The sequence below is a fragment of the Cellulomonas sp. GTC20042 genome, from assembly GCF_055389595.1.
In genome coordinates this window covers 3,257,686-3,277,836 of sequence record NZ_AP043678.1, presented here as the reverse complement: position 1 = coordinate 3,277,836, position 20,151 = coordinate 3,257,686, and the positions used below count along the sequence as shown (strand labels likewise).

The 20,151-nt window shown below is 73.7% G+C and carries 15 protein-coding genes; 3 read left to right on the top strand and 12 right to left on the bottom strand.

The window, feature by feature from the left end; genetic code table 11:
- The first annotated feature begins 19 nt into the window (after window positions 1-19).
- A complete protein-coding gene (locus ACZ5HG_RS15155) occupies window positions 20-2,782 on the top strand; it encodes a VWA domain-containing protein (protein ID WP_464177766.1) in 2,763 nt (920 codons plus the stop codon).
- Window positions 2,783-2,815: 33 nt separating this feature from the next.
- Window positions 2,816-3,622 (top strand): hypothetical protein, encoded by an 807-nt coding sequence (locus ACZ5HG_RS15150; RefSeq protein ID WP_464177764.1) that lies wholly within the window; start codon window positions 2,816-2,818, stop codon window positions 3,620-3,622.
- An 11-nt stretch (window positions 3,623-3,633) separates the two neighbouring features.
- Here ACZ5HG_RS15150 and ACZ5HG_RS15145 read toward each other — a convergent pair whose 3' ends face one another.
- The 12 genes from ACZ5HG_RS15145 to ACZ5HG_RS15090 all read right to left on the bottom strand — a co-directional run bounded on the left by ACZ5HG_RS15145 (window position 3,634) and on the right by ACZ5HG_RS15090 (window position 18,164).
- Entirely contained in the window at window positions 3,634-4,854 is a 1,221-nt protein-coding gene (locus ACZ5HG_RS15145) for a glycosyltransferase family 4 protein (RefSeq protein ID WP_464177761.1), read from the bottom strand.
- Window positions 4,851-5,777, bottom strand: a complete 927-nt coding sequence (locus tag ACZ5HG_RS15140) for a glycosyltransferase family 2 protein (protein ID WP_464177759.1) — start codon at window positions 5,775-5,777, stop codon at window positions 4,851-4,853. Before ACZ5HG_RS15140 ends, ACZ5HG_RS15145 begins: the two co-directional genes overlap by 4 nt.
- A 36-nt stretch (window positions 5,778-5,813) precedes the next feature.
- Window positions 5,814-9,197, bottom strand: coding sequence for a discoidin domain-containing protein (locus ACZ5HG_RS15135; RefSeq protein ID WP_464177757.1), 3,384 nt, complete (start codon window positions 9,195-9,197; stop codon window positions 5,814-5,816).
- A 1-nt stretch (window position 9,198) separates the two neighbouring features.
- A complete protein-coding gene (locus tag ACZ5HG_RS15130; protein ID WP_464177755.1) occupies window positions 9,199-10,023 on the bottom strand; it encodes an ABC transporter permease in 825 nt (274 codons plus the stop codon).
- Window positions 10,024-10,028: 5 nt separating this feature from the next.
- Window positions 10,029-11,240, bottom strand: a complete 1,212-nt coding sequence (locus tag ACZ5HG_RS15125) for an ABC transporter ATP-binding protein (RefSeq protein ID WP_464177753.1) — start codon at window positions 11,238-11,240, stop codon at window positions 10,029-10,031.
- On the bottom strand, window positions 11,237-12,349 hold the full coding sequence (locus ACZ5HG_RS15120) for a glycosyltransferase family 4 protein (RefSeq protein WP_464177751.1): 1,113 nt from the start codon (window positions 12,347-12,349) through the stop codon (window positions 11,237-11,239). Before ACZ5HG_RS15120 ends, ACZ5HG_RS15125 begins: the two co-directional genes overlap by 4 nt.
- Window positions 12,342-13,514, bottom strand: a complete 1,173-nt coding sequence (locus ACZ5HG_RS15115; RefSeq protein WP_464177749.1) for a glycosyltransferase WbsX family protein — start codon at window positions 13,512-13,514, stop codon at window positions 12,342-12,344. The genes ACZ5HG_RS15120 and ACZ5HG_RS15115 overlap by 8 nt, the downstream gene beginning before the upstream one ends.
- A 626-nt stretch (window positions 13,515-14,140) precedes the next feature.
- The gene (locus tag ACZ5HG_RS15110; protein ID WP_464177747.1) at window positions 14,141-14,422 is read right to left on the bottom strand and encodes a glycoside hydrolase family 99-like domain-containing protein; all 282 of its coding nucleotides are present in this window, start codon (window positions 14,420-14,422) and stop codon (window positions 14,141-14,143) included.
- Between the two features lie 68 nt (window positions 14,423-14,490).
- On the bottom strand, window positions 14,491-15,771 hold the full coding sequence (locus ACZ5HG_RS15105; protein WP_464177745.1) for an NAD(P)H-dependent oxidoreductase: 1,281 nt from the start codon (window positions 15,769-15,771) through the stop codon (window positions 14,491-14,493).
- Window positions 15,768-16,316, bottom strand: a complete 549-nt coding sequence (gene rfbC / locus ACZ5HG_RS15100) for a dTDP-4-dehydrorhamnose 3,5-epimerase (protein WP_464177743.1) — start codon at window positions 16,314-16,316, stop codon at window positions 15,768-15,770. Before rfbC ends, ACZ5HG_RS15105 begins: the two co-directional genes overlap by 4 nt.
- Complete coding sequence (locus ACZ5HG_RS15095; protein ID WP_464177741.1) at window positions 16,313-17,341, bottom strand: NAD-dependent epimerase/dehydratase family protein; 1,029 nt, start codon at window positions 17,339-17,341, stop codon at window positions 16,313-16,315. The genes rfbC and ACZ5HG_RS15095 overlap by 4 nt, the downstream gene beginning before the upstream one ends.
- Before the next feature lie 4 nt (window positions 17,342-17,345).
- Complete coding sequence (locus ACZ5HG_RS15090; RefSeq protein ID WP_464177740.1) at window positions 17,346-18,164, bottom strand: glucose-1-phosphate cytidylyltransferase; 819 nt, start codon at window positions 18,162-18,164, stop codon at window positions 17,346-17,348.
- Window positions 18,165-18,426: 262 nt separating this feature from the next.
- Between ACZ5HG_RS15090 and ACZ5HG_RS15085 the strand changes: the two genes are divergently transcribed.
- The gene (locus tag ACZ5HG_RS15085) at window positions 18,427-20,112 is read left to right on the top strand and encodes an FAD-dependent oxidoreductase (protein ID WP_464177738.1); all 1,686 of its coding nucleotides are present in this window, start codon (window positions 18,427-18,429) and stop codon (window positions 20,110-20,112) included.
- Window positions 20,113-20,151: the final 39 nt, after the last annotated feature.

Here is a 20,151-nt window from a genome sequence, read left to right as displayed (position 1 = left end):
GACAGCAGGGGAGAGCGTGATGCGCAGGACATGGCCCGCGGGCCGGACGACGGCGGGGGCGGTCGCGCTGGCCCTGCTGCTGGGGCTGGTCGGCGGGTGCCGGCCCGACGACGGTGGAGCAGGACCGGCGCCGACGCCCAGCACCTCGCCCACCGCGCAGCCCACGCAGCCGCCGACCCCGGGCGGCGACCCGAGCACCCCGGTCGACCCGGCGGCCGACAGCGACGGGGACGGGCTGACCGACGCCCAGGAGATCGCCGCGGGCACCGATCCGCAGGCCGCGGACTCCGACGCCGACGGCCTGGACGACCTCGCCGAGATCACCGCCGGGCTCGATCCCACCGACCCGCAGTCCGATCCCGGCGTGCCCGACGGCGCGGGCGACCTCGACGGGGACGGCGTCACCGACGCCCACGAGCTGGCCGACGGCACCTGGCCGTTCCGCGCCGACTCGGACGACGACGGGCTGGACGACGGGCAGGAGAAGGCGCTCGGCACCGACCCGCTGGTGCCGGACCCCGACGGCGACGGCCTGGCCGACGGCGACGAGATCGCCCTCGGCGCGGACCCCGCGGTCGCGGACGCGGACGGCGACGGGATCCTCGACGGGGACGCGACCTACACCCGCGTGACCACCGGGGACGGCGCGACGCTGACCGTCACCGGCGGGGCGTCCGCGGTGCTGGCCGCCTCGGTGCGTGCCGCCGAGGACACGCTGCTGGCGGGAGCGCCCGGGCTGCTGTCCGGCACCGTGCTCGCCCAGGTCCCGGAGCAGGTCGGAACCGGGACGCTGACCTTCGCCTTCGACCCCGCCGCGCTGCCGGCCGGGCACGAGGCTGCGGTGCTGCACCTCGACGTCGAGACCGGCACCTTCGACCGCCCGGCCGAGCAGCACGTCGACCTGATGACCGGGACCGCGTCGGTCACCACGGACGACTTCTCGCCGTTCGTGGTCGCCGACGTCACCGAGATGGAGCGCATCTGGGCCGAGCGGATCACCCAGCCGCGCGAGCCCGGCACCGGTGGGGCGAACATCGACGCCGTCCTCGCCCTGGACGCCTCCGGGTCGATGCGGTCGAACGATCCCCGCGGGCAGCGCAAGACCGCCGCGGTGTCCTTCGTGGACGCGTTGATCGACGGCGACCAGGCCGGGGTGGTGTCGTTCACCGATCAGGCCAGCCTGCTCCAGTCCCTCACCACCGACCGGGCAGCCGTCACCGCAGCGATCGGCCGCGTCGGCGCGTCCGGGCTCACGTCGATCACCGCGGCGATGGCCGCCTCCCTGGACGAGCTCGACGCGCGTGGGCTGCCGGAGCACGGACGCACGGTGGTGCTGCTCACCGACGGGCAGGGTGAGTACGACCCGGCGCTGACCGACCGCGCGGTGCGCAGCGACATCACCGTCTACACCGTCGGGCTCGGCTCCGGCACCGACCAGGCGCTGCTGGACGAGATCGCCACCGCCACCGGCGGCGAGTTCTTCCTGCTCGAGAACGCCGACCAGATCGCCGGTGCCTTCGACCGGATCACCGAGGACCTCGGCGAGCCGGACACCGACGGCGACGGCCTGGCCGACAGCGCCGAGACGAACGGCTGGCGGGACGGTGCCGGCCGCACCTTCGTCACCGACCCGGCGAACGCCGACACCGACGGCGACGGCCTGACCGACGGCGAGGAGGCCGGCGGCTTCGCCACCGGAGGCGCCTTCGGCTCGGGCCAGTACTACCGGGGCTTCGCCGACCCCACCCGGCCGGACACCGACGGCGACGGGATCGGTGACGCCCAGGAGTGGGACACCGAGACCCACCCGCGCCTGACCGACACCGACGGCGACCGGCTGGACGACCTCACCGAGATCTCCGCCGAGTTCGACCCCCTGGAGTTCGACGCCGACGGCGACGGGCGGCTCGACGCGCAGGAGCACGCCGACGGCTCCGACCCCTTCGCCGCCGACACCGACCTCGCCGGCTCGGTGCACGCCGCGCTGGCCGGCTTCTTCTTCGGTGACGCCTGGGAGTCCTGGGCCGCGAAGGCCGCCGGTGTCACCGTCGACGTCGCCTCCCGCGAGTGGTACCTGCTCGGGCAGGTCGGCTCCGGGCTGATCGTGCTCGGCGACCTGCGGGACCTGGTGCACGGGATCGGCACCGGCGCATGGGGCAGCGCGGCATGGGCGGCGGTCGCGTTCATCCCCGGCGCCGGGGACGCCGTGCGCGTCGCGCAGGAGACCGTCGTGTTCGCGGCGCGGTCCACCCGTGCGGGGCAGGCCGCGATCTCGGTGGGGAAGGTGTTCCTCGACGGGAAGCAGATGGACGGGGTGCGGCAGCTCGTCGCGAAGCTGCCGGGGAGCCAGACGCTGCTCGACAAGGCGATCAAGGCGGCGGGGAGGGACGCGCCGAAGCCACGCATCGCGGATATCGGGACGCTCGACCTCACGAATGGCGTGACGTGGCGGATCAGTCGAGACGCGCAGCAGGCTGAGGCTTTGACGGACTACCTCACCGAACTGCAGATCATGGCGCGCTCTGGGAGGAACGTCTCGGACGTTCGCATCGACCAGTGGCAAGTGGACCAGGCGGGAAAGCTGGTCGGACGCAACCGCCCCGATCTGCAGTACACCCTGAATGGCGAGCGGTACTACGTGGAGTGGGACAAGCCGCGGTGCGCGGACCCGACGACCAGTCTGCGCGGAGACGAGCACGGTCAACGGATCCTCAACAATGATCCGGACATCACGTTCGCGACCCATGTCGTACTGATCGTGCTGGGCGGTGCATGCGAATGACAGCGACCGGCAGGGCGGAGTGGAGGTGATGCGATGAGGGCCAAGGAACTGGCGGTGTACGAGTCGCGCCTGCTGCTCGGCGGTCGATGGCTGCCGGTGACGCAAGAGATCGGGTTCATCCGGGCAGCCCCGGACCGATGCGTCGACCTGCTGCTCGACCACTACGGGGCGAACTACCTGCGGAGGTTCGGGCAGATGCCCGAACGCCGGGTGGTGCAGGGCGAAGGTCTGGAGGCGTTGCTGCACGCGCTGTTGCCCATGCGACCGGCTGAGGAGGACAAGCACCTCTTCGTGCCGACACGTCACCCCGAGTGGACCGCTGTGTTCTCGAACCGATGGCAAGGGCTGACCGCGGCGTTGGGTTGGCCGATGGCGGAGCGGGGGGCGTGGGCGGTGCACGTCTTCGACGCGCCGTTGACCCGACGTCCGCGGGGGTGGAGTGCCCCGGTGGGATACCGAGAGGTTTCCGTGAGCATGCCGACGGAACCGTGGGTCAACTATCGAGGAGAACGTGAGCACGGTGTGACCTACAGCGCGGGCGTGCGGACCGAGGAGAACCGTCGATGGGTGTTCGAGCGGATGTGCTCGCGGGGTGACGCCTTCGACGACGGGATCCCCGGTCCGGTGGGCATCGTCTGGGACGAGGACGCCCCGCGCACGCAGGACCGGTTCACGCACGATCACCTGCGTCTGGCGTGCGAGCGTCTCGGTCTGTTCCCGTTCGACGCGGACTTCTACGCGCCGGACGGCTGGGGCGTGCTCGTGGAGCGCACCGACCCGGGTGTGGCTGATCTGCGGGGCTACACCCTCGCCCAGGCCCGGGGCGAGGAGCCGCGCTGAGCCCGACCGCCTCAGCCGACCTCCGCCAGCACCGCGTCCAGCCGCGCCCGCGCCGCCACCCAGTCGTGCGCGACGGCCCACCGGCGGCACCGGGCGCCGATGCCGCGGCGCATGGTCTCGTCGTCGGCCAGGGCCTCGATCGCGGCGGCGAGGTCGGCGGGGTCGTCCGGGCGCACGGGGACGCCGGCGTCGCCCATCACCTCGGGGATGCCGCCGATCGCGCTGGCGACCACGGGGACGCCGCAGGCCATGCCCTCGAGCACGGTGAGCGCGAAGGGCTCCGCCCAGCGGGAGGGCACCACGACGACGTCGGCCTGCCGGTACACCTCGGCGACCTCGGCGCGCGGGGTGAACGGGAGCAGGCGTACCCGGTCGCCGAGCCGGGCGGCGCGGGCGTGCACCTCCTGCTCGAAGGGTGACAGCGCGGCGGCGGCGTCGAAGTTCTGGCTGCCGACGATGGTCAGCTCGACGTCGTCGCGGTCCAGCCGGGCCACCGCGTCGAGCAGCACGTCGGCGCCCTTGTCGCGGATCATCCGGCCGACGAAGACGACGCGCAGCCGCTCGGCGCGGGCGGGGTCGGCGCGGGGCGAGAACCGGGTGGTGTCGACGCCGTTGGGCACCACGCGCAGCCGGTCGCGCAGGCTCGGCGGCAGGAAGGGGGCGGTCTGCTCGGCGAGCGCCCCGCTGACGCAGGCGACGGCGCCGACCCCGCCGAGCACCCGGGCGGCCTCGCGCGGGGTGTACGTGCGCAGCAGCAGGTTGTGGGCGTGCAGCACCACGGCGTGCCGGTCGTGCACCAGGGGAACGGCCTGCGGGGCGTTGTGCGCGATCACCACCCCGGCGGGCCAGCCGTCCTGCGCGGCCAGCGCGGGGCGCAGGGTGCGGCGGACCCCGGGGCGGGGCAGCGCGAGCCGTCCGGCCAGGGCGTCGAGGTAGCGGTCCGCCGGGCGGCCGGCGGCGAGCGGGTAGCCGACGACCTCCGCGCTCGGGTAGCGGTCGGGGTAGGTGCCGTCGGCCACCAGCACCCGGGGCCGCGGGCGGTCCGGGTCGGTGACGGCGGCGCACAGGCCGTCGACCACGGTCGGGATCGCGGAGCCGGTGCGCGGGGAGAAGTGGTCGCCGGGGGTGAGCAGGTGCACCTCGGGCGGGACGTCGACCGGGGCGGGCCGGTCCGGCGTCCGCCCCGTGCCCGCGCGTCCCGTGGCCGCCCGCGCGTCGTCCGCGACGCTCACGGTGCTGACCCCGCCGTCGCCCCGGCCGGGCCGGCCGCCCGCGTCTGGCTGCGCGGCTGCCGGCCGAGCGCGGCCCACACGTCCGCCGCCGGGCCGCGCCAGCGCGGGATCGTCCACGCCACCGGCACCGTCGCCACCGCACGGGCCTTCTCCAGCGCCGGGGCGCCGGAGGCGAGCACGCCCCGGACCAGCTCGATGCTCACCTTGGTGTGCGGGAAGGCGAAACGGACCGATGCGCTCGGTGCGTGCCAGGCCACCTGCGCCTGCCCCTGGGCGGAGAACTGCTCGGCGTGCCGGCGCTGGAGGAACAGCTGCTCGGGCACCAGCGCGAACGGTCCCTGGCAGGCCAGCTCGGCGAGGATCACCAGGTCGTTGCCGACCACGCGCCGGATGCCCCGGGTCGCGCGCAGCGCCTCGGTGCGGTGCAGCCCGTAGAAGATGTGCGCGGCCTGCGCGCGCAGGAAGTGCGACATCCGCTGGTGCGGGGTGGGCTCGTCGCAGCCGAGGTCGGCGTCGTTGAGGTCCTCGGTGATCGCACCGGTGGCGTCGATGATCCGGGTGCGCGGGTACACCAGCACGGTGGCGGGATCGCTGTCCGCGAAGACCTCCAGGCAGCGCCGCACGAACGCCGGCTCGCGCACGTCGTCGGCCGCCGCCCAGGTGAAGTACGGCGTGGTGGCCAGGTCGACCAGGTGGTTGAAGTTCCACGCGCCGCCCTGGTTGACCTCCTGCCGGTGGTACCGGATGCGGTCGTCCTCGCGGGCGGCGGCGCGGCAGATCTCCTCGGTGCCGTCGGTGGAGGCGTTGTCGGAGATCAGGATCTCCAGGTCCGGCTCGTCCTGGGCGCGCACCGAGTCCAGCGCGGCGGTCAGGTACCGCTCGCCGTTGTAGACCGGGATGCCCACGGTCGCCCTGGCAGTCATCGGGTGGACCTCGTCTCGGGGGAGGGGATCAGGGGATCAGGACGGGCCGGTGGCGGCGAGCCGGACCAGCGACACCGGCCAGGTGGGCTCGGCCTGCACGGGTTCCCAGGCCGGCAGCAGCCCGCCGGACTGCCCGGAGTAGTTGACGTCCGGCACGGTGATCCCCCGGGTGGTGGTGCTGGGGATCTGCACGCGGACCGCGCTGGCCTCGACCGGGTCGAAGGTGACGGTGGAGGTGCGGGACAGGAACAGCCCGTCCTGCCGGCCGACCTCGTGCCAGGCGCCGTCGGCGCCCTGCACGCTCACGGTGTAGGCGCGCACCCCGGCGGTGCAGCAGCGGATGCCGGCGCTCTCCACGGTGACGCTGCTGACCGTCGCCGGGGCGGCGAGCGTGACCTGCACCCACGGGCTGCTGTCCGGCGCGCCGCCGGAGGTCGTCGCCCCGGCGCGCCACGGGTTCGCCCCCGCGCCGTCCGGCTCGACCAGCAGCGCCGGATCGGTGCCGTCGGTGCTGGAGGAGGTGGTGACGGTGCCGCCGGCCAGCAGGTCGCCGGTCTCCGGCACGGCGAGGGTCGCGGGGGCCACGGTCAGGTCGGTGCCGACCGGGGTGGACAGGAACTCCGGCGACCCGGTGACCGGCAGCGCGACCGGGGTGCCGGCGGCGAGGTCGATCGTGCGGGTGCCGCCGTAGACGTCGGTGACCGTGACGGTGACGTCGGTGGCCGCGGTGACCTGCACGGAGGTGACCGCGTCCTGGCTCCAGACGGCGAGCAGGTCCTGGTCGCGCACGGCGGCGGTGCCGGTCGGGCCGGCCGTGGCGCTCGCGGACGGCGCAGTGCTCGCGGACGGCGCAGTGCTCGCGGACGGCGAGCCCGTCGCCCCACCCGCACCCGCGCTGCCGTCCGCCTCCGCCGCGCCGAACCGCATCGCGTGCAGCGTCTCGTCCCCGAGGTCCAGCACCTCCGGCGCCGCGCGCCCGTCGAGCAGCCCGGAGACGGTGGACATCGCCAGCGCCCCCGGCTTCACGAAGGAGCCGAGCTGCACCAGCGACCAGGAGAAGCCGCCCTCGCCCCAGCCGCCCTCGCTGAAGAAGTACATCCACTCGTCCACGCCGAGCTCGGCGTTCCAGAGCAGGGTGCGGGCGACGTCGTAGGCCTGCGCCCAGTGGTTCGCCGGGCCGTCCGACCACCAGCCGGACTCGGTGTCCCAGATCGCGGGTGCCTCCGTGCCGCAGGCGGCGAGCAGGGCCGTGACCGCGGTGATCTGCCCGATCGGCCCGTCGTCGCCCTCCTCGTCCCAGGAGCGGTTGAAGCCGGTGTACGGGTGGATCCCGACCACGTCCATCGAGGTGCAGCCGCCGGCGTCCACCAGCTGCTGGTACCAGCCGACGACCACGTTGAGCGCGTTGCCGCCGATGATCCTCGCCTGCGGGTCGGCGGCACGGACCGCGGTGGCGAAGGGCTCCTGCACGCGGCGGGCGTAGTCGCCGCCGTCGCCGAAGCCGGTGTTGTTCGGCTCGTTCCACGGCGCCCACAGGTGCAGGTCCGGCGCCCCCGCGTGCAGGGCCGACGCGATGACGCCGGTCCAGGCACCCCAGGTGCCGTTCTCGACCATCTGGTGCTCGGCCTCGCCGCCCTGGCCGACCTGCACGTAGAGCTGCACGTCGGTCTCCGCGGCGAGCGTGGCGGCGGCGTCCAGGCCGGCGAAGGGGTCGCCGTCCTCGGCGCCGGGCAGCGCGGACAGGTCGAGCGCGGCGATCGAGGGGGTGGCGGTGACGTCCGGCACCAGCCGGCTCACGTCGAGCTGCACCCGGTGGCTGCCGATGCCGAGCTCGTCGGCGAGCTGCACGCCGCGCAGCGGACCGGCGCCGCCCCAGTCGGCCCCGTCCGCGAGCGTCGCCGGGTCGAAGGTGGTGCCGGGAGCGCCGACCGCGTACCGCAGGCAGGTGGCGGTGCGCACGGTGCCGGTGGCGGTCTCGACCAGCTCGGCGTGCACCTCGTAGGGCCCGGGCCGGGCGGCAGGCAGGTCCAGCGGCACGCTGCCGCCCTCGGCCGGGATCGTCACGGTGCCCGAGGTCGCCTCGACCGGCGGGTCCAGCCACGGGTCGCCGGTCACCTGGTACCGCAGCTCGTAGGTGCCGGACAGGTGCCCCCACTCCGGGTCGAAGGTCGCGGAGACCGCCGGGGTGTCGTCGGGGCCGAAGTAGTCGTCCACCGCGTCGGTCTCCAGGCCCGCGCCGTAGCCGAGCCGGTCCAGCGTGGAGGCGTGGTTGAGGTCCCAGGTGATCGGGGCGTCCAGCAGCAGGTCCAGGTCGGCGTCCCGCACCCGGGACAGCTGGAGCCCGTCGCCCTCCTCGGCGGGGGAGACGAAGTACACCGCGTCGCCATGCCGCACGAAGGGCGTCAGATCGGCGAAGCGGAAGGTCGAGTGCTGGCCCTCGCCGGACAGCGCCATGCGCCGCCACACCCCGTCGGGGCCGACCTCGACCAGCCGCCAGGTGGGCCCGGCGAGCAGCAGCCCGCCGTCGGCGGCGGTGGCGACGCCGGTGGGGTGGTCCAGCGTGGAGGCGCGGCCGTTGGTCGACCCGCCCTCCAACGCCCCGGTGATCGTCAGGCCGGCGGTGCCGTCCGCGGCGTACTGCACCAGCGAGATCGACGAGGACTGCGCGTCGGCGTCGCTCATCACCACCAGCGTGCCGTCGTCCTGCGGGTAGAACCGCGGGTACTCCTGCCAGTCCAGCGTGGGACCGGCGACCACCGAGCCGTCCGCGTGCAGCAGCACCAGGGTGTGCGACCCGGACAGCACCACGGAGGCCACGGCCTTCGCGTCGCCGGCGGTCCAGCCGAGCACCGCCGCCACCCGACCGCCGTCCTGCCCGGACAGGTCCCAGACGGTCGCCGGGTCGTCGCCCGAGGTCCACAGGCCGACGTCCGTGCCGCCGCGGGCACCGGTCGCCGCCACCACGCCGCCGTCCGGCGTCAGCGCGAAGGTGCTCGGCGCCAGGTCCGCGCTCGCGGCGGTGATCGTCACCGTCCGGTCGGTCGCGCCCTCCGCGGTCCACCGGGTGATCGTGGTGGTCGCCCCGTCCTGCTGGAGCGCCGCCACCGCGCCGTCCACCGCCGCCAGCGCCCCGGGCACGCCGTCGCCGGGCAGGTCGGGGACCAGCGCGTCGACCGTCGCCACCGGGGAGTCCGCGGCCAGCGCCGCGTACCTGTCGGTGTCCGCCACCCCGCACAGCCGGGCCTCGGGCGCACCCGCCGCCGGTGCCGGAGTGGCCGCCGCCGCGCCCTCGCCGCTGCCGTCCCGCTGGGCGGCCACCTGCCAGGCCGTGACCCCGAGGGTGGCGACCAGCACGGCGGACAGCCCCACCGCGAGCGAGCGGCGGGCGCGGGAGAGGCGGGGCGGGCGGGGCGCGGTCATGTCAGATCACGTCCGCGAAGCCGCGTTCCATCTTCGAGAACACCAGCGCCCCGCCGACGAACACCAGCAGGCTCACGCCCACCGCCGCACCCATCTGCCACAGCGGGGGCTGCGCCAGGCCGAGCAGCGACCAGCGGAAGCCCTCGAGGATCCAGGTGAGCGGGTTGATGTCGAACAGCCAGCGGATGCTGCTGCCCACCTCGGACAGCGAGTACGCGAGCGGGCTGGCGTAGAGCAGGGTCTGCAGCGCGAAGGGCACCACGTAGGCGACGTCGCGGAACTTCACCATCAGCGCCGAGGTGAGCAGGCCGAGGCCGGACGCCATCAGGATCACCAGCAGGATCCACGCCGGCAGCGCCAGCAGCGGCAGCCCGGGCTGGATGCCGTACCAGACCAGCAGCACCACCATCAGCGCCCCGGCCACCAGGAAGTCCACCAGCACCGACAGCACGGAGGACAGCGGCACCAGCATGCGGGGGAAGAACACCTTGGACACCAGCGCCTGGTTGTTCACCAGCGAGGGCGCCGCGCGGGAGACGATCCCGTTGAACAGCGTCCACGCCAGCATGCCGGCGAAGGAGAAGACGAAGTAGGGCACCCCGTCGGAGCCGAGGTCGGCGATCTGCCCGAACACGATCGAGAAGATGCCGGCGCTGAGCAGCGGCTGGATGACCACCCACACCACGCCGAGCGCGGTCTGGCGGTAGCGCAGCTTGAGGTCGCGGGCGCCGAACCGGGTGAAGACCTCGCGGGCCTCCCACAGCTCGCGCCAGCCCGGCAGCGGCAGGCGTCCGGGCGGGGTGATGACGATCGGGCGAGCAGCCACGCCCCTCACCGCCTCTCGTAGTCGAAGTCGGCCAGCACGAGCCCGGCGTCCAGGCCCTCGTCGGACACGGCGGCGGGGTAGGGGAGCACGGGGTGGATCTCGAAGCGTGCGGCGCCCTCGAAGGCGTCCAGCACCCCGGAGGAGCAGACGAACAGGTCCACGCTGTACTCGCCCGGCTTGAGCCAGGGGCCGTCGATCCGCAGCGCGATCTTCTGCTCCTCGGCGGGGTCGAGCCACAGCCCGGTCACCCGGGAGTCGCACTGGAGGATCGTGGTGCCGTGCCGGTCGTTCACGTGGCAGGACACGAAGTACTTGCCGATGTAGTCCGGGTTGGCGTTGACCACGAACTCGATCGTCTTGGTGTCGGTGGTCTTGTACAGCGGGCTGCTGATGTCGGCCTGGGTGATCCGCAGCTCGCCGGTGCCGGGGCGTCGCTCGATGTCGGTGGCCGACATCTGGGCCCGGTCGCGGCTGGTCTGGTACAGGTGGATCGCCTCGTCCACGTCCCCGTGCATGACCAGCTTGCCGTGCTCGAGGAACAGCGCCGAGGTGCACAGCGCCTTGACGGTCTGGATCTGGTGGCTGACGTAGAGCACGGTGCGGCCCTGCTGGGCGACGGTGCGCATCCGCTCGATGCACTTGGCCTGGAACTCGGCGTCGCCGACCGCCAGCACCTCGTCGATCGCGAGGATCTCGGTGTCCAGGTGCGCCGCGACCGCGAAGGCCAGCCGCACGTACATGCCCGAGGAGTACCGCTTGACCGGGGTGTCGAGGAACTTCTCCACGCCGGAGAAGTCCACGATCTCGTCGAAGCGCGCCTTGATCTCCGACTTGCGCATGCCGAGCAGCGTCCCGTTGAGGAACACGTTCTCCCGCCCGGTCAGCTCGGGGTGGAAGCCGGTGCCGACCTCCAGCAGCGAGCCGACGCGACCGCCGAGCTCGATCCGGCCCTTGGACGGCGCGGCGACGCGGGTGAGCAGCTTGAGCAGGGTGCTCTTGCCGGCGCCGTTGCGGCCGAGGATGCCGATCGCCTCGCCCCAGGGCACCTCGAAGTCCACGTCGTCGAGCGCGCGGAACTCCTCGAACTGCTGGCGCTCCAGCGGGTGGCGCAGCCGGCGCATCACCGCCTCGGCGGCGGTGGACGGCTGGTCGTCGGAGGTGGCGATCTTGTAGTGCTTGCTCACCCCTCGCGCACGGATGGCGACGGAGTCGGTCATGAGGGGTCCTCGGAGGTCGTCGGTCGGGTGTACAGCCGCTCGTAGGCGTCGGCCACGGCGGTCAGGGAGAAGGTGCGCGCACGGTCCAGGCCGGCGGCGGTCAGGCGCTCGCGGCGCGGGGCGTCGAGCAGCAGGTCGGCCAGGGCGGGGCCCAGGTCGTCGAGCTCGGCGAGCACGGCGGCCCGCCCCTCGTCGCTCACGTAGCGGGCACCGACGTTCGGCGTCGCCACCACCGGCACCCCGGAGGCCATCGCCTCCGCGTAGGGGATGCCGAAGCCCTCGTAGGAGGACGGCAGGCAGAACGCCCACGCCTGCCGGTAGGTGGCGGCCAGGTCCTCGTCGGAGAGTCGGCCGAGCACGCGGATCCCGGGGCCGGGGTCGGCGGGGGCGTCGCGGGTGACCATCCACAGCTCGGCGTCCGGCACCCGGGGGCGCACGTGCTCCACGAAGGCGGCGGCCAGGGCGTGCCCGCGCTTGCGGCCGTGCCAGGTGCCGACGAACAGGATCACCGGGTGGTCGGCGCGCGCGTCGCCCTCAGCGGGGCGGAACCGCGTGGTGTCCACGCCGTTCGGGATCACGGCGTGCGAGCGCGGCACCCAGCGGCGGGTCTGCGGCGAGACCACCACGACCTTGTCGGCGACCACGCTGGCCAGCACCTCGGTCATGCCCAGCAGCAGCATGCGCGTGCGCTCCTTGAGCCCGCGGATGTGCCGGGCCTCCTCGAAGCAGGAGCCGTGCACGGTGCGCACGTGCAGCGGCGCACGGCGGCGCCACAGCCAGTAGTCGTCGCCGTGCGCGTGCACCACGTCGTAGCCGGAGTAGTCCTGCCGGCGCAGCGCGGAGGCGAAGCGGAAGGTGCGCAGCGATCCGGTCATGTGCACGTCGCGGTGCCCGTAGAGGGCGCCCTCGACCGGCGGGCAGTCGCTGAACATGTCGACGTGGTGGCCGCGCCGGGCCAGCTCGGTCGCCAGCTCGTGCGCCTGGAAGCCGACGCCGATCTTCGAGCCCGAGGGCAGGTAGTAGGACAGCATCGCGATCCGCAGCGGACGGGTGGGCCGTCCGGCGTCGGTGGGGCGCGCCACGACCTGCGGGGCGCGTGCCTCACCCACGGGCCGCGCCCGTCGGGGTGGTGGCGGCCGCGGCGACCGGCGTGCCGAGCGCCCCGGTCAGCACCCGGGCGGGCTCGGTCGCGAGCGTGCTCGACGCGGTCAGGCCGTCGTGCAGCGCCTGCAACCAGCCGTGGCCGTGCTCCAGGTCGGGCTCCAGGTGGTTGCCCTCGGCCCACTCGTTCCACGACTTGACCCACAGCAGCCGCTCGGCGGCGGGCCGGTCCGTCAGCGTCGCGACCGCCTGGGTCACGTGCCGCCGGAACAGCTCCGGGGTCGACCCGGTCACCGCGAGCCCGCGCCGGCCGGAGCGCGGCGTGTTGTCCCAGTTCGGGTAGACGCAGGGCTGCAACCGCTCGGAGATCCCGGCGGGCGCCGGCACGAAGTCCGTCGCGTGCGGGTACACCTCGGGCCGGTGCAGCACCTTGCGGCCGAACCGCATCCGCAGGATGTCGGCCTGGGTGCGCCGGGCCGGGATCCGCATGTAGACGCCCGCGTCGAAGCCGGCCGCGTCCACGTCCACGTAGCGCGGGCCGGCGCCGAGCAGGTCGGAGACCTCCGCCACCAGGTAGAGCCCGGGCAGTCCGGCGGCGCGGGCCATGGCCTGCCAGCGGTCGACGAAGGCGGCGGCGTCCGGCAGCTCCTCCGGGCGGAACACGTAGAACACCGGCTTGTCGTCCACCCGCAGGTAGCGCTCGTCCCGGAACGCCGGCAGCAGGTGCTCGAAGTGCGCGATCTCGTCCTCGAGGCCCGGGTAGGTCTGCTCCATCAGCACCTTGTCGCTGGCGCCGTGCCAGATCCCGCTCCAGGTCTGGTTGGCCCACGCCAGGCAGAACTTCACCGAGGGCGCGCCCGAGGCCAGCACCTCCGCGAACGGCCGCTCGAGGATCCGTCGGCCGCCGCCGAACCAGTAGTGCCAGTACACGAACGCCTCGACGCCGTAGCGCTGGGCCAGGTCGCTCTGCGCCTCGCGCGCCTCCGGCAGCCGCAGGTCGTAGAAGCCGAGATCGGCCGGCAGGTGCGGCTGCACGTGCCCGCGGAACAGCGGCCGGGCCTTGGCGGTGTTGGTCCACTCGGTGAAGCCGGGACCCCACCAGGCGTCGTTCTCCGGCACCGGGTGGAACTGCGGGAGGTAGAAGCTCACCGCGCGTGCTCCGAGCTCGCTCACCTGCGGCCCCCTTCACGTCGTGTCGTCGTGGACCCCGGGGGACAGGTCGTCGTGGTCCCCAGGCCCGTTCCTGCGATGGAGTCTATGTGGGGATATGTCCGGTTTGTCCGGCAGGGCCGGGTGAAGAGGGCGGGCGAACGGGTGATGCTGCGCGGGGTCGCGGGCCCGGGGTCGGCGCGGCACACCGGTCCCGTCGAGGGATGACCCTGCGAGTTTCGGCTCGCGCCAGTGTTTTCCCCTACGCGGCCGCCCGCGGCGGGCCCCGCCTGGCTAGCGTCGGCATCTCCCCTGGTCAGGGGCGCGGGCGTGTCGACGCGGCCCCGCGAGGTCGATCCGGGCCGAGCCGGAGCAGGGGGATGCATCTGTGGAGACATCGGTGAGGGATCGATCGTCGGTGGCGGTGTCACGACCGCGAGCGGTGCCGCCCCGGACGCGCGCGGCCGCGCCTCGGACGCGCATCGCGAGGACGACGCTGGTCGTCGGTGTCGCGCTGGTGCTCGCCGGCGCGGCGCTGGCCGCGGGTGCGGGAGCCGGCCGGACCGACGCCCCGCCCGCTGCTGCGCACGTGCTGGCGACGCTGGCGACGGGCCGCTCGACGGTCGCGGTGCCGAGCGTCCCGGTGGCGTTCACCGGAACCGGTCTGGTGGACCGGCGCACCTGGGCCGACGCCGACGCCGACGGGACCGCCGACCGGGTGGAGGAGGCGTTGTGCCGGACCTCGGGGAGCCGCAGGTCGGAGAAGCCGAGGGCGCCGGGCAGGTGCGGCTGCACGTGCCCGCGGAACAGCGGCCGGCGCGGGCGACGTTGCGCCACTCGGTGAAGCCGGGGCCCCACCACGTGTCGTTCTCCGGGACGGGGTGGAACTGCGGCAGGTAGAACGCGATGGCGCGCGCGTCGGGTCCGGGCACGGTGGCCTCCCTGCTGCCCGGCCCCGCAGGGCGTGTGCCGGCGGGCCTGCCGCCCGCCGTCCTGCTGGTTACAGCGCTGCCTGCCGCTCGCGCAGCTCGTCGACCAGCCGCCCCGGCGGGAGCAGCACGTCGTCGTAGGTGAGGGTGGTGTCCTTCGGCACGTCGCGGACCAGGGTGCAGCCCTCGGCGACGCCGACCGGCAGCAGCCGCTCGGTGCGGGTGACCGACGCCTTCTCGGCCTGCCCGTAGTAGTGGTAGCCGCCCAGCGCGTCGAGCACGGTGCCGGCGGGCAGGTCGGTCTTGGCGGTGGTGACCACCTCGACGGTGGGGCCGCCGAGCGGGCGGATCGTGGCGTCGCCGAGCAGGGCGGCGCGGGCGATCGTGGTCGGCACCTCGAAGTGGCACAGGTGGTACGGCTGGTAGAACGAGTAGAGCGGCCCGGTGCCGAGCTTGTAGAGCTCGAGGTAGTGCCGCTGCTTGGGGTCGTCGTGGGTGGCGAGCACGTAGACGCCGGGGCCGGGGCGGGCGCCGACGACGTAGTCCACCGCACCGCCGAGGGCGCGCAGCTCGTCGACGTCGTAGCGCTCGGTGAGCTCGTCCACGTGGCCGTCGTGGTCGCGGCCGAGCATGCCGCGCCGGTGCACGGACATGCCGGTGGCGTTGGCGACCAGCGCCTGCTCGACGCTGACCTTGGTGCCGTCGGCGAAGGAGGTGACCATGTGCGGGTCCTGCCCCCAGCGCTCGGCGAAGGCCTTCTGCGTGGTGGGGGTGCGGTACTCGTCCTGGAGGCCCTTGATGTTGCCGGCGACCAGCGGCGTCAGCCCGAGGCCGGTGACGAAGCGGAACAGGTTCATCTGCACGCCGGGCTGGTCGCCGTCGCAGCCGGTGTAGACGACGCCGGCCTTGTCGGCCAGGCGCGCCAGCTCGGCGCCGACGGTGGCGTCGACCTCGGCGTTCATCAGCACCAGGTGCTTGCCGTGCTCGAAGCAGTCCAGGGCGACGCGGGCGCCGTACTCGACCGCGCCGGTCACGTCGACCACCACGTCCACGGCGTCGCTGGCGACGGCGACCCGATGGTCGGAGGTGATCGCCGGGGTGCCGGAGGCGGCGGCGCGGGACAGCGCGGCGGGGGAGCCGACCTCGATCACGCCGGACAGACCGGCCTCGGTGTACGCGCGGACGGCCTGCTCGGGGCGGCGGGCGACGATCGCGACCACCTCCATGCCGGGAACGGAGTTGACGATCTGGTTGACCAGCCCGCGGCCCATGAACCCGGAGCCGACCAGGGCCACCCGGATCGGCTTGCCGTCGGCCTGCCGCGCCTTGAGCAGCGAGTCGACGACGATCATCGGGTCACCTCGGCGGACGCGGAGACCAGCGGCCAGGAGGCGTCCTTCTCGGAGATCGCCGTGACCGGCACCGGCCAGACGATCCCGAAGGCGGCGTCGTCGTAGCGGAAGCCCTGCTCGCCCTGAGGGGCGTAGGGGCCGCTGACCTGGTAGGTCACCTCGGCGTCGTCGGTGAGCGTCTGGTAGCCGTGCGCGACGTAGGGCGGGATGAACAGCGCGCGCCGGTTGGCCGCGGACAGCTCGACCATCACGTGCTCGCCGTAGGTGGGCGAGTCGGGGCGCACGTCCACGGCCACGTCCACGATCGCCCCGGCGGTGCAGCGCACCAGCTTGCCCTCGGCGTAGGGCGGCACCTGGCGGTGCAGCCCGCGCAGGGTGCCGGCGCGGTGGTTGAACGACAGGTTGCACTGCACGACGGCGGTGTCCAGTCCGTGCGCCTCGAACTCGGCGACGTCGAAGGTCCGGGAGAAGAACCCGCGGTCGTCGCCGCGCGGCTCCAGGTCCACGATCATCACGCCGTCCACGGCGGTGGGGGTGTACTTCACGGGTTCACCGTCCAGAACAGCTGCGGGTCCACCTGACCGGTCTTGAGCAGGTGCTCGATCTGCGCCAGGCGGGTGTGGCCGCGCCCGGTGAACGTCTCGGTGTCCATCGCGATCTGCTCGAACACCCGGTGCAGCTGGGCGGCGCCGGCGGCGGCGTCCCAGTCGGTGTCGAAGCCAGGCAGCACCTCGCGGATCTTGGCGAAGGACACCCGGTAGGAGCGGTTGTCCGCGCTCGGCTCGCCGAAGGACACCTCGCAGCCGGGGAACTCGGCGCCCACGGTCTCGGCGATCTCCCGGACCGTGTAGTTGTTCGAGTCCGCGCCGACGTTGAGCACCTGGGCGTGCACGGCCTCGCGCGGGGCGTCCAGCACCGCGCGGATCGCCTTGGCGATGTCCAGCCCGTGCACCAGCGGCCGCCACGGGGTGCCGTCGGAGGTCATCGCGATCCGGTGCGTGGTCCACGCCAGGCCGGCCAGGTTGTTCAGCACGATGTCGAAGCGCTGGCGCGGGGAGGCGCCGAAGGCGGTGGCGTTGCGCAGGAAGGTCGGGCTGAACTCGTCGTCGGCCAGCGCCGTGACGTCCCGCTCCACCAGCGCCTTGCACCGCGCGTAGGCGGTCTGCGGATCCGTGGGGCTGGTCTCGTCGACGGTGCCCTCGGCCACGCCGTAGACGCTGCACGAGGACATGTAGACGAACCGGCTCACCCCGGCACGCTTGGCGGCGTCCGCCAGGTGCACCGATCCGTGGTGGTTGATCTCGTAGGTGACGTCGCCGATCCGGTCGCCGATCGGGTCGTTGGACAGCTCGGCCATGTGCACCACGGCGTCGAAGCCGGCCAGGTCGTCCGGGGTGACGTGCCGGATGTCCTTGACCAGGGTGCGCGGCGTCTCGTGCACGCCGTTGTAGAGCCAGCCGTTCTTGTAGTAGCCGGTGTCGAGCCCGACGACGTCGTCGCCGCGCCCCAGCAGGGTGGGGGCGAGCAGGCTGCCGAGGTAGCCCTCGGTGCCGGTGACCAGGATGCGCACGGGTTCAGTCCTCCCAGATCTTCCACGGGGCGCGTCCGGCGTCCCACAGTCCGTTGAGCTCGGTCCAGTCGCGGAACGTGTCCATGCCCATCCAGAAGCCCTCGTGCTCGAAGACGGACAGCTGGCGGTCGCGGGCGAGCTGTTGCAGCGGGGTGCTCTCCAGCATCACCGCGGGGTCGTCGTCCAGGTACTTCTCCACGAACTCCCGCTCGAACATGAAGAACCCGCCGTTGACCCAGCCGTCGGCCAGCGTGGGCTTCTCGTTGAACTCGACGACGGAGTCGCCCTCGACCCGCATCTCGCCGTAGCGGCTGGACGGGTGCACGCCGGTCAGCGTGCCGAGCAGGCCGTGCTCCTCGTGGTGGCGCAGCGCGCCGGTGATGTCCACGTCGCCGATGCCGTCGCCGTAGGTGAGCGCGAAGCGCGGGGCGTCCAGGTGGTCTGCCACCCGGCGGATGCGCGCGGCGGTGGCGGTGGTCAGCCCGGTCTCGACGAAGGTGATCTCCCAGTCCTCGCCGCCGGCCGCGTTGTGGAACACCGGCTCGGCGTCGTCACCCGTCCCGCCGAGGTGCAGCGTGAAGTCCGAGGTCAGGTGTCGGTAGTCGAGGAAGTACTGCTTGATCAGGTCGCTCTTGTACCCGAGGGCCAGCACGAAGCGCCGGAAGCCGTGCTCGGAGTACGTCTTCATGATGTGCCAGAGGATCGGGCGGCCGCCGATGTCGACCAGCGGCTTGGGCAGCTTCTCGCTCGCCTCGCGCAGCCGGGTCCCCATGCCGCCGCACAGGATCACCACCGGGATGTCGGCCGGTGCTGTGGTGGTCATGGCTCCTCCTGGCACGGGTGCGGGATGTGGGGTGTGGCGGCCGGTCGTCCTCGCGGCCAGTCCCGAGGCTAACCCGGACGAATCGGACCAAACAGGCATGAAGGGGTGAAAGTCGGACATATCGCCCAGATGGCGGAGGGTGAGAGCGGCTGCGGCCACACGGGTGAACCAGGGCAAACCGGACACTCGATCGTGACGTCCCGGGTGCACACTGACCCGCTGTGGGGCGGGTCGCCCCGCGGTGACGTGTCGGGAGGGTGCCGTGCTGATCGACTCCCGGACGCTCCCGCCCGACGCGGTGCGCACCGCCGACGCGGTGGTCATCGGCTCGGGGCCCGCCGGGCTCACGGTGGCCCGCGGTCTGCTGGCCGCCGGTCTGGACGTGGCGCTGATCGAGAGCGGCGGGATCGGGGCCGACGCGGAGGCGGACGGTGCGATGGCCGCCGCGACGGACGGCCTGCGGTTCGGCACCGTCGCGCACCTCAGCGGCACCCGGCAGGTCGGCGGCAACGCGAACCTGTGGAGCGTGCAGATCGGCGACGGCCGGCGCGGGCTGCGCCTGGTGCCGTTGGCCGACTCCGACCTGGAGCCGCGCGCCGGGCTGCCCGGCACCGGCTGGCCGCTGACCGCCGCCGACCTCGCGCCCGCCTACCGCCGGGCGCAGCGGGAGTTCGGCCTGCCCGAGACCGGCTACGACGGCGCGCTCTGGGAGCGGCCCGGTGCGTCGCGGCTGCCGGTGGACGACGTGCTGCGCACCGACGTGTTCCAGTTCGCCGACCGCACGACCTTCTCCGAGCAGCACGTGGCCGAGGTCGCCGCCGACCCGGGCTGCACGCTCTACCACCACGCCTACGCGCTCGAGCTGCGCACCGATCCCGGCTCCCGCCGCGTGACCGAGGTGCGCGCCGCCTCGGTGCCCGGTCGCGAGGTGCTGTTCCGGGCGCCGGTGGTGGTCGTCGCCGGCGGCGGGCTCGCCACGACCCAGCTGCTGCTCGCCTCGCCCGGGGTGGCGCGCGGGCTGGACCGGGCCTCCGGCGGGCGTGCGGAGGAGCATCTGGGCGGTCACTTCATGGACCACCCGCTGCTGGACGGCGGCGTGCTGGTGCCCGAGGACCCGGCCGTGCTGGACGCGATGGCGCTCTACGACCTGCGCCGGGTGGACGACGTGCCGGTGATGGGCCACCTGCGGCTGTCCGACGACACCCTGCGCGCCGAGCCGGTGCCCCAGCTGTCGACGATGTTCTTCCCTCGGCACCGCAGCCAGCGCGAGGACGACCCGGCCGACCGGCGCGCGCAGGAGGCCCGACGGGCTGCGGTGGCGGTGCGCGACGCGCTGCGCTGCCACCGGGTGCCGAGCCTCGGCGACGTGTGGGGCGCGGTGTCCCGCGCGGACGCGGTGCTCGCCCGCGCCTGGCACTCCGGCGGCCGGCGCTCCACCTATGTCGGGCACGGCGGCTGGTCCACCTATCGGCGGCCCTCGCTGCACTTCGACCACCTGCGCGTGCTGCACCAGGCCGAGCAGCTGCCGCACGACGGCAACCGGGTGCGGCTCGCCGGCCAGACCGACGCCTTCGGCATGCCCCGGCTGGCGATCGACTGGGAGTGGAGCGCGGCCGACGCCGCCGGTGCCGCCCGGGCGCACGCGCTGACCGCGCAGGCCGTGCGGCGGGCCGGTCTGGGCGTGCTGCTGCCGGCGACGGCGGGCGGCTCGATCGATCCCGTGGTGCTCGGCTCGTCGACCAACCACTACCTCGGCACCACCCGGATGAGCGAGGCGCCGGCCCTCGGCGTGGTCGACCCGGAGTGCCGGGTGCACGGGCTGGAGAACCTCTACGTGGCCTCCACCTCGACCTTCCCGACCGGCGGCTTCGCGAACCCGACGCTCACGCTGGTGGCGCTCGCGGCCCGGGTGGCGGACTCGGTGCTGGTGGCGCTGGGCCTGATGTGAGGGCTGCCTGTCACCCGACCGGACGAGTCACCGGGTGAT

Bases quoted from the DNA above. Each gene is read 5' to 3' on its own strand.
- ACZ5HG_RS15155 (WP_464177766.1), top strand. From the start codon at position 20: ATGCGCAGGACATGGCCCGCGGGCCGGACGACGGCGGGGGCGGTCGCG.
- ACZ5HG_RS15150 (WP_464177764.1), top strand. From the start codon at position 2,816: ATGAGGGCCAAGGAACTGGCGGTGTACGAGTCGCGCCTGCTGCTCGGC.
- ACZ5HG_RS15140 (WP_464177759.1), bottom strand. From the start codon at position 5,777: ATGACTGCCAGGGCGACCGTGGGCATCCCGGTCTACAACGGCGAGCGG.
- ACZ5HG_RS15135 (WP_464177757.1), bottom strand. From the start codon at position 9,197: ATGACCGCGCCCCGCCCGCCCCGCCTCTCCCGCGCCCGCCGCTCGCTC.
- ACZ5HG_RS15125 (WP_464177753.1), bottom strand. From the start codon at position 11,240: ATGACCGACTCCGTCGCCATCCGTGCGCGAGGGGTGAGCAAGCACTAC.
- ACZ5HG_RS15105 (WP_464177745.1), bottom strand. From the start codon at position 15,771: ATGATCGTCGTCGACTCGCTGCTCAAGGCGCGGCAGGCCGACGGCAAG.
- ACZ5HG_RS15090 (WP_464177740.1), bottom strand. From the start codon at position 18,164: ATGACCACCACAGCACCGGCCGACATCCCGGTGGTGATCCTGTGCGGC.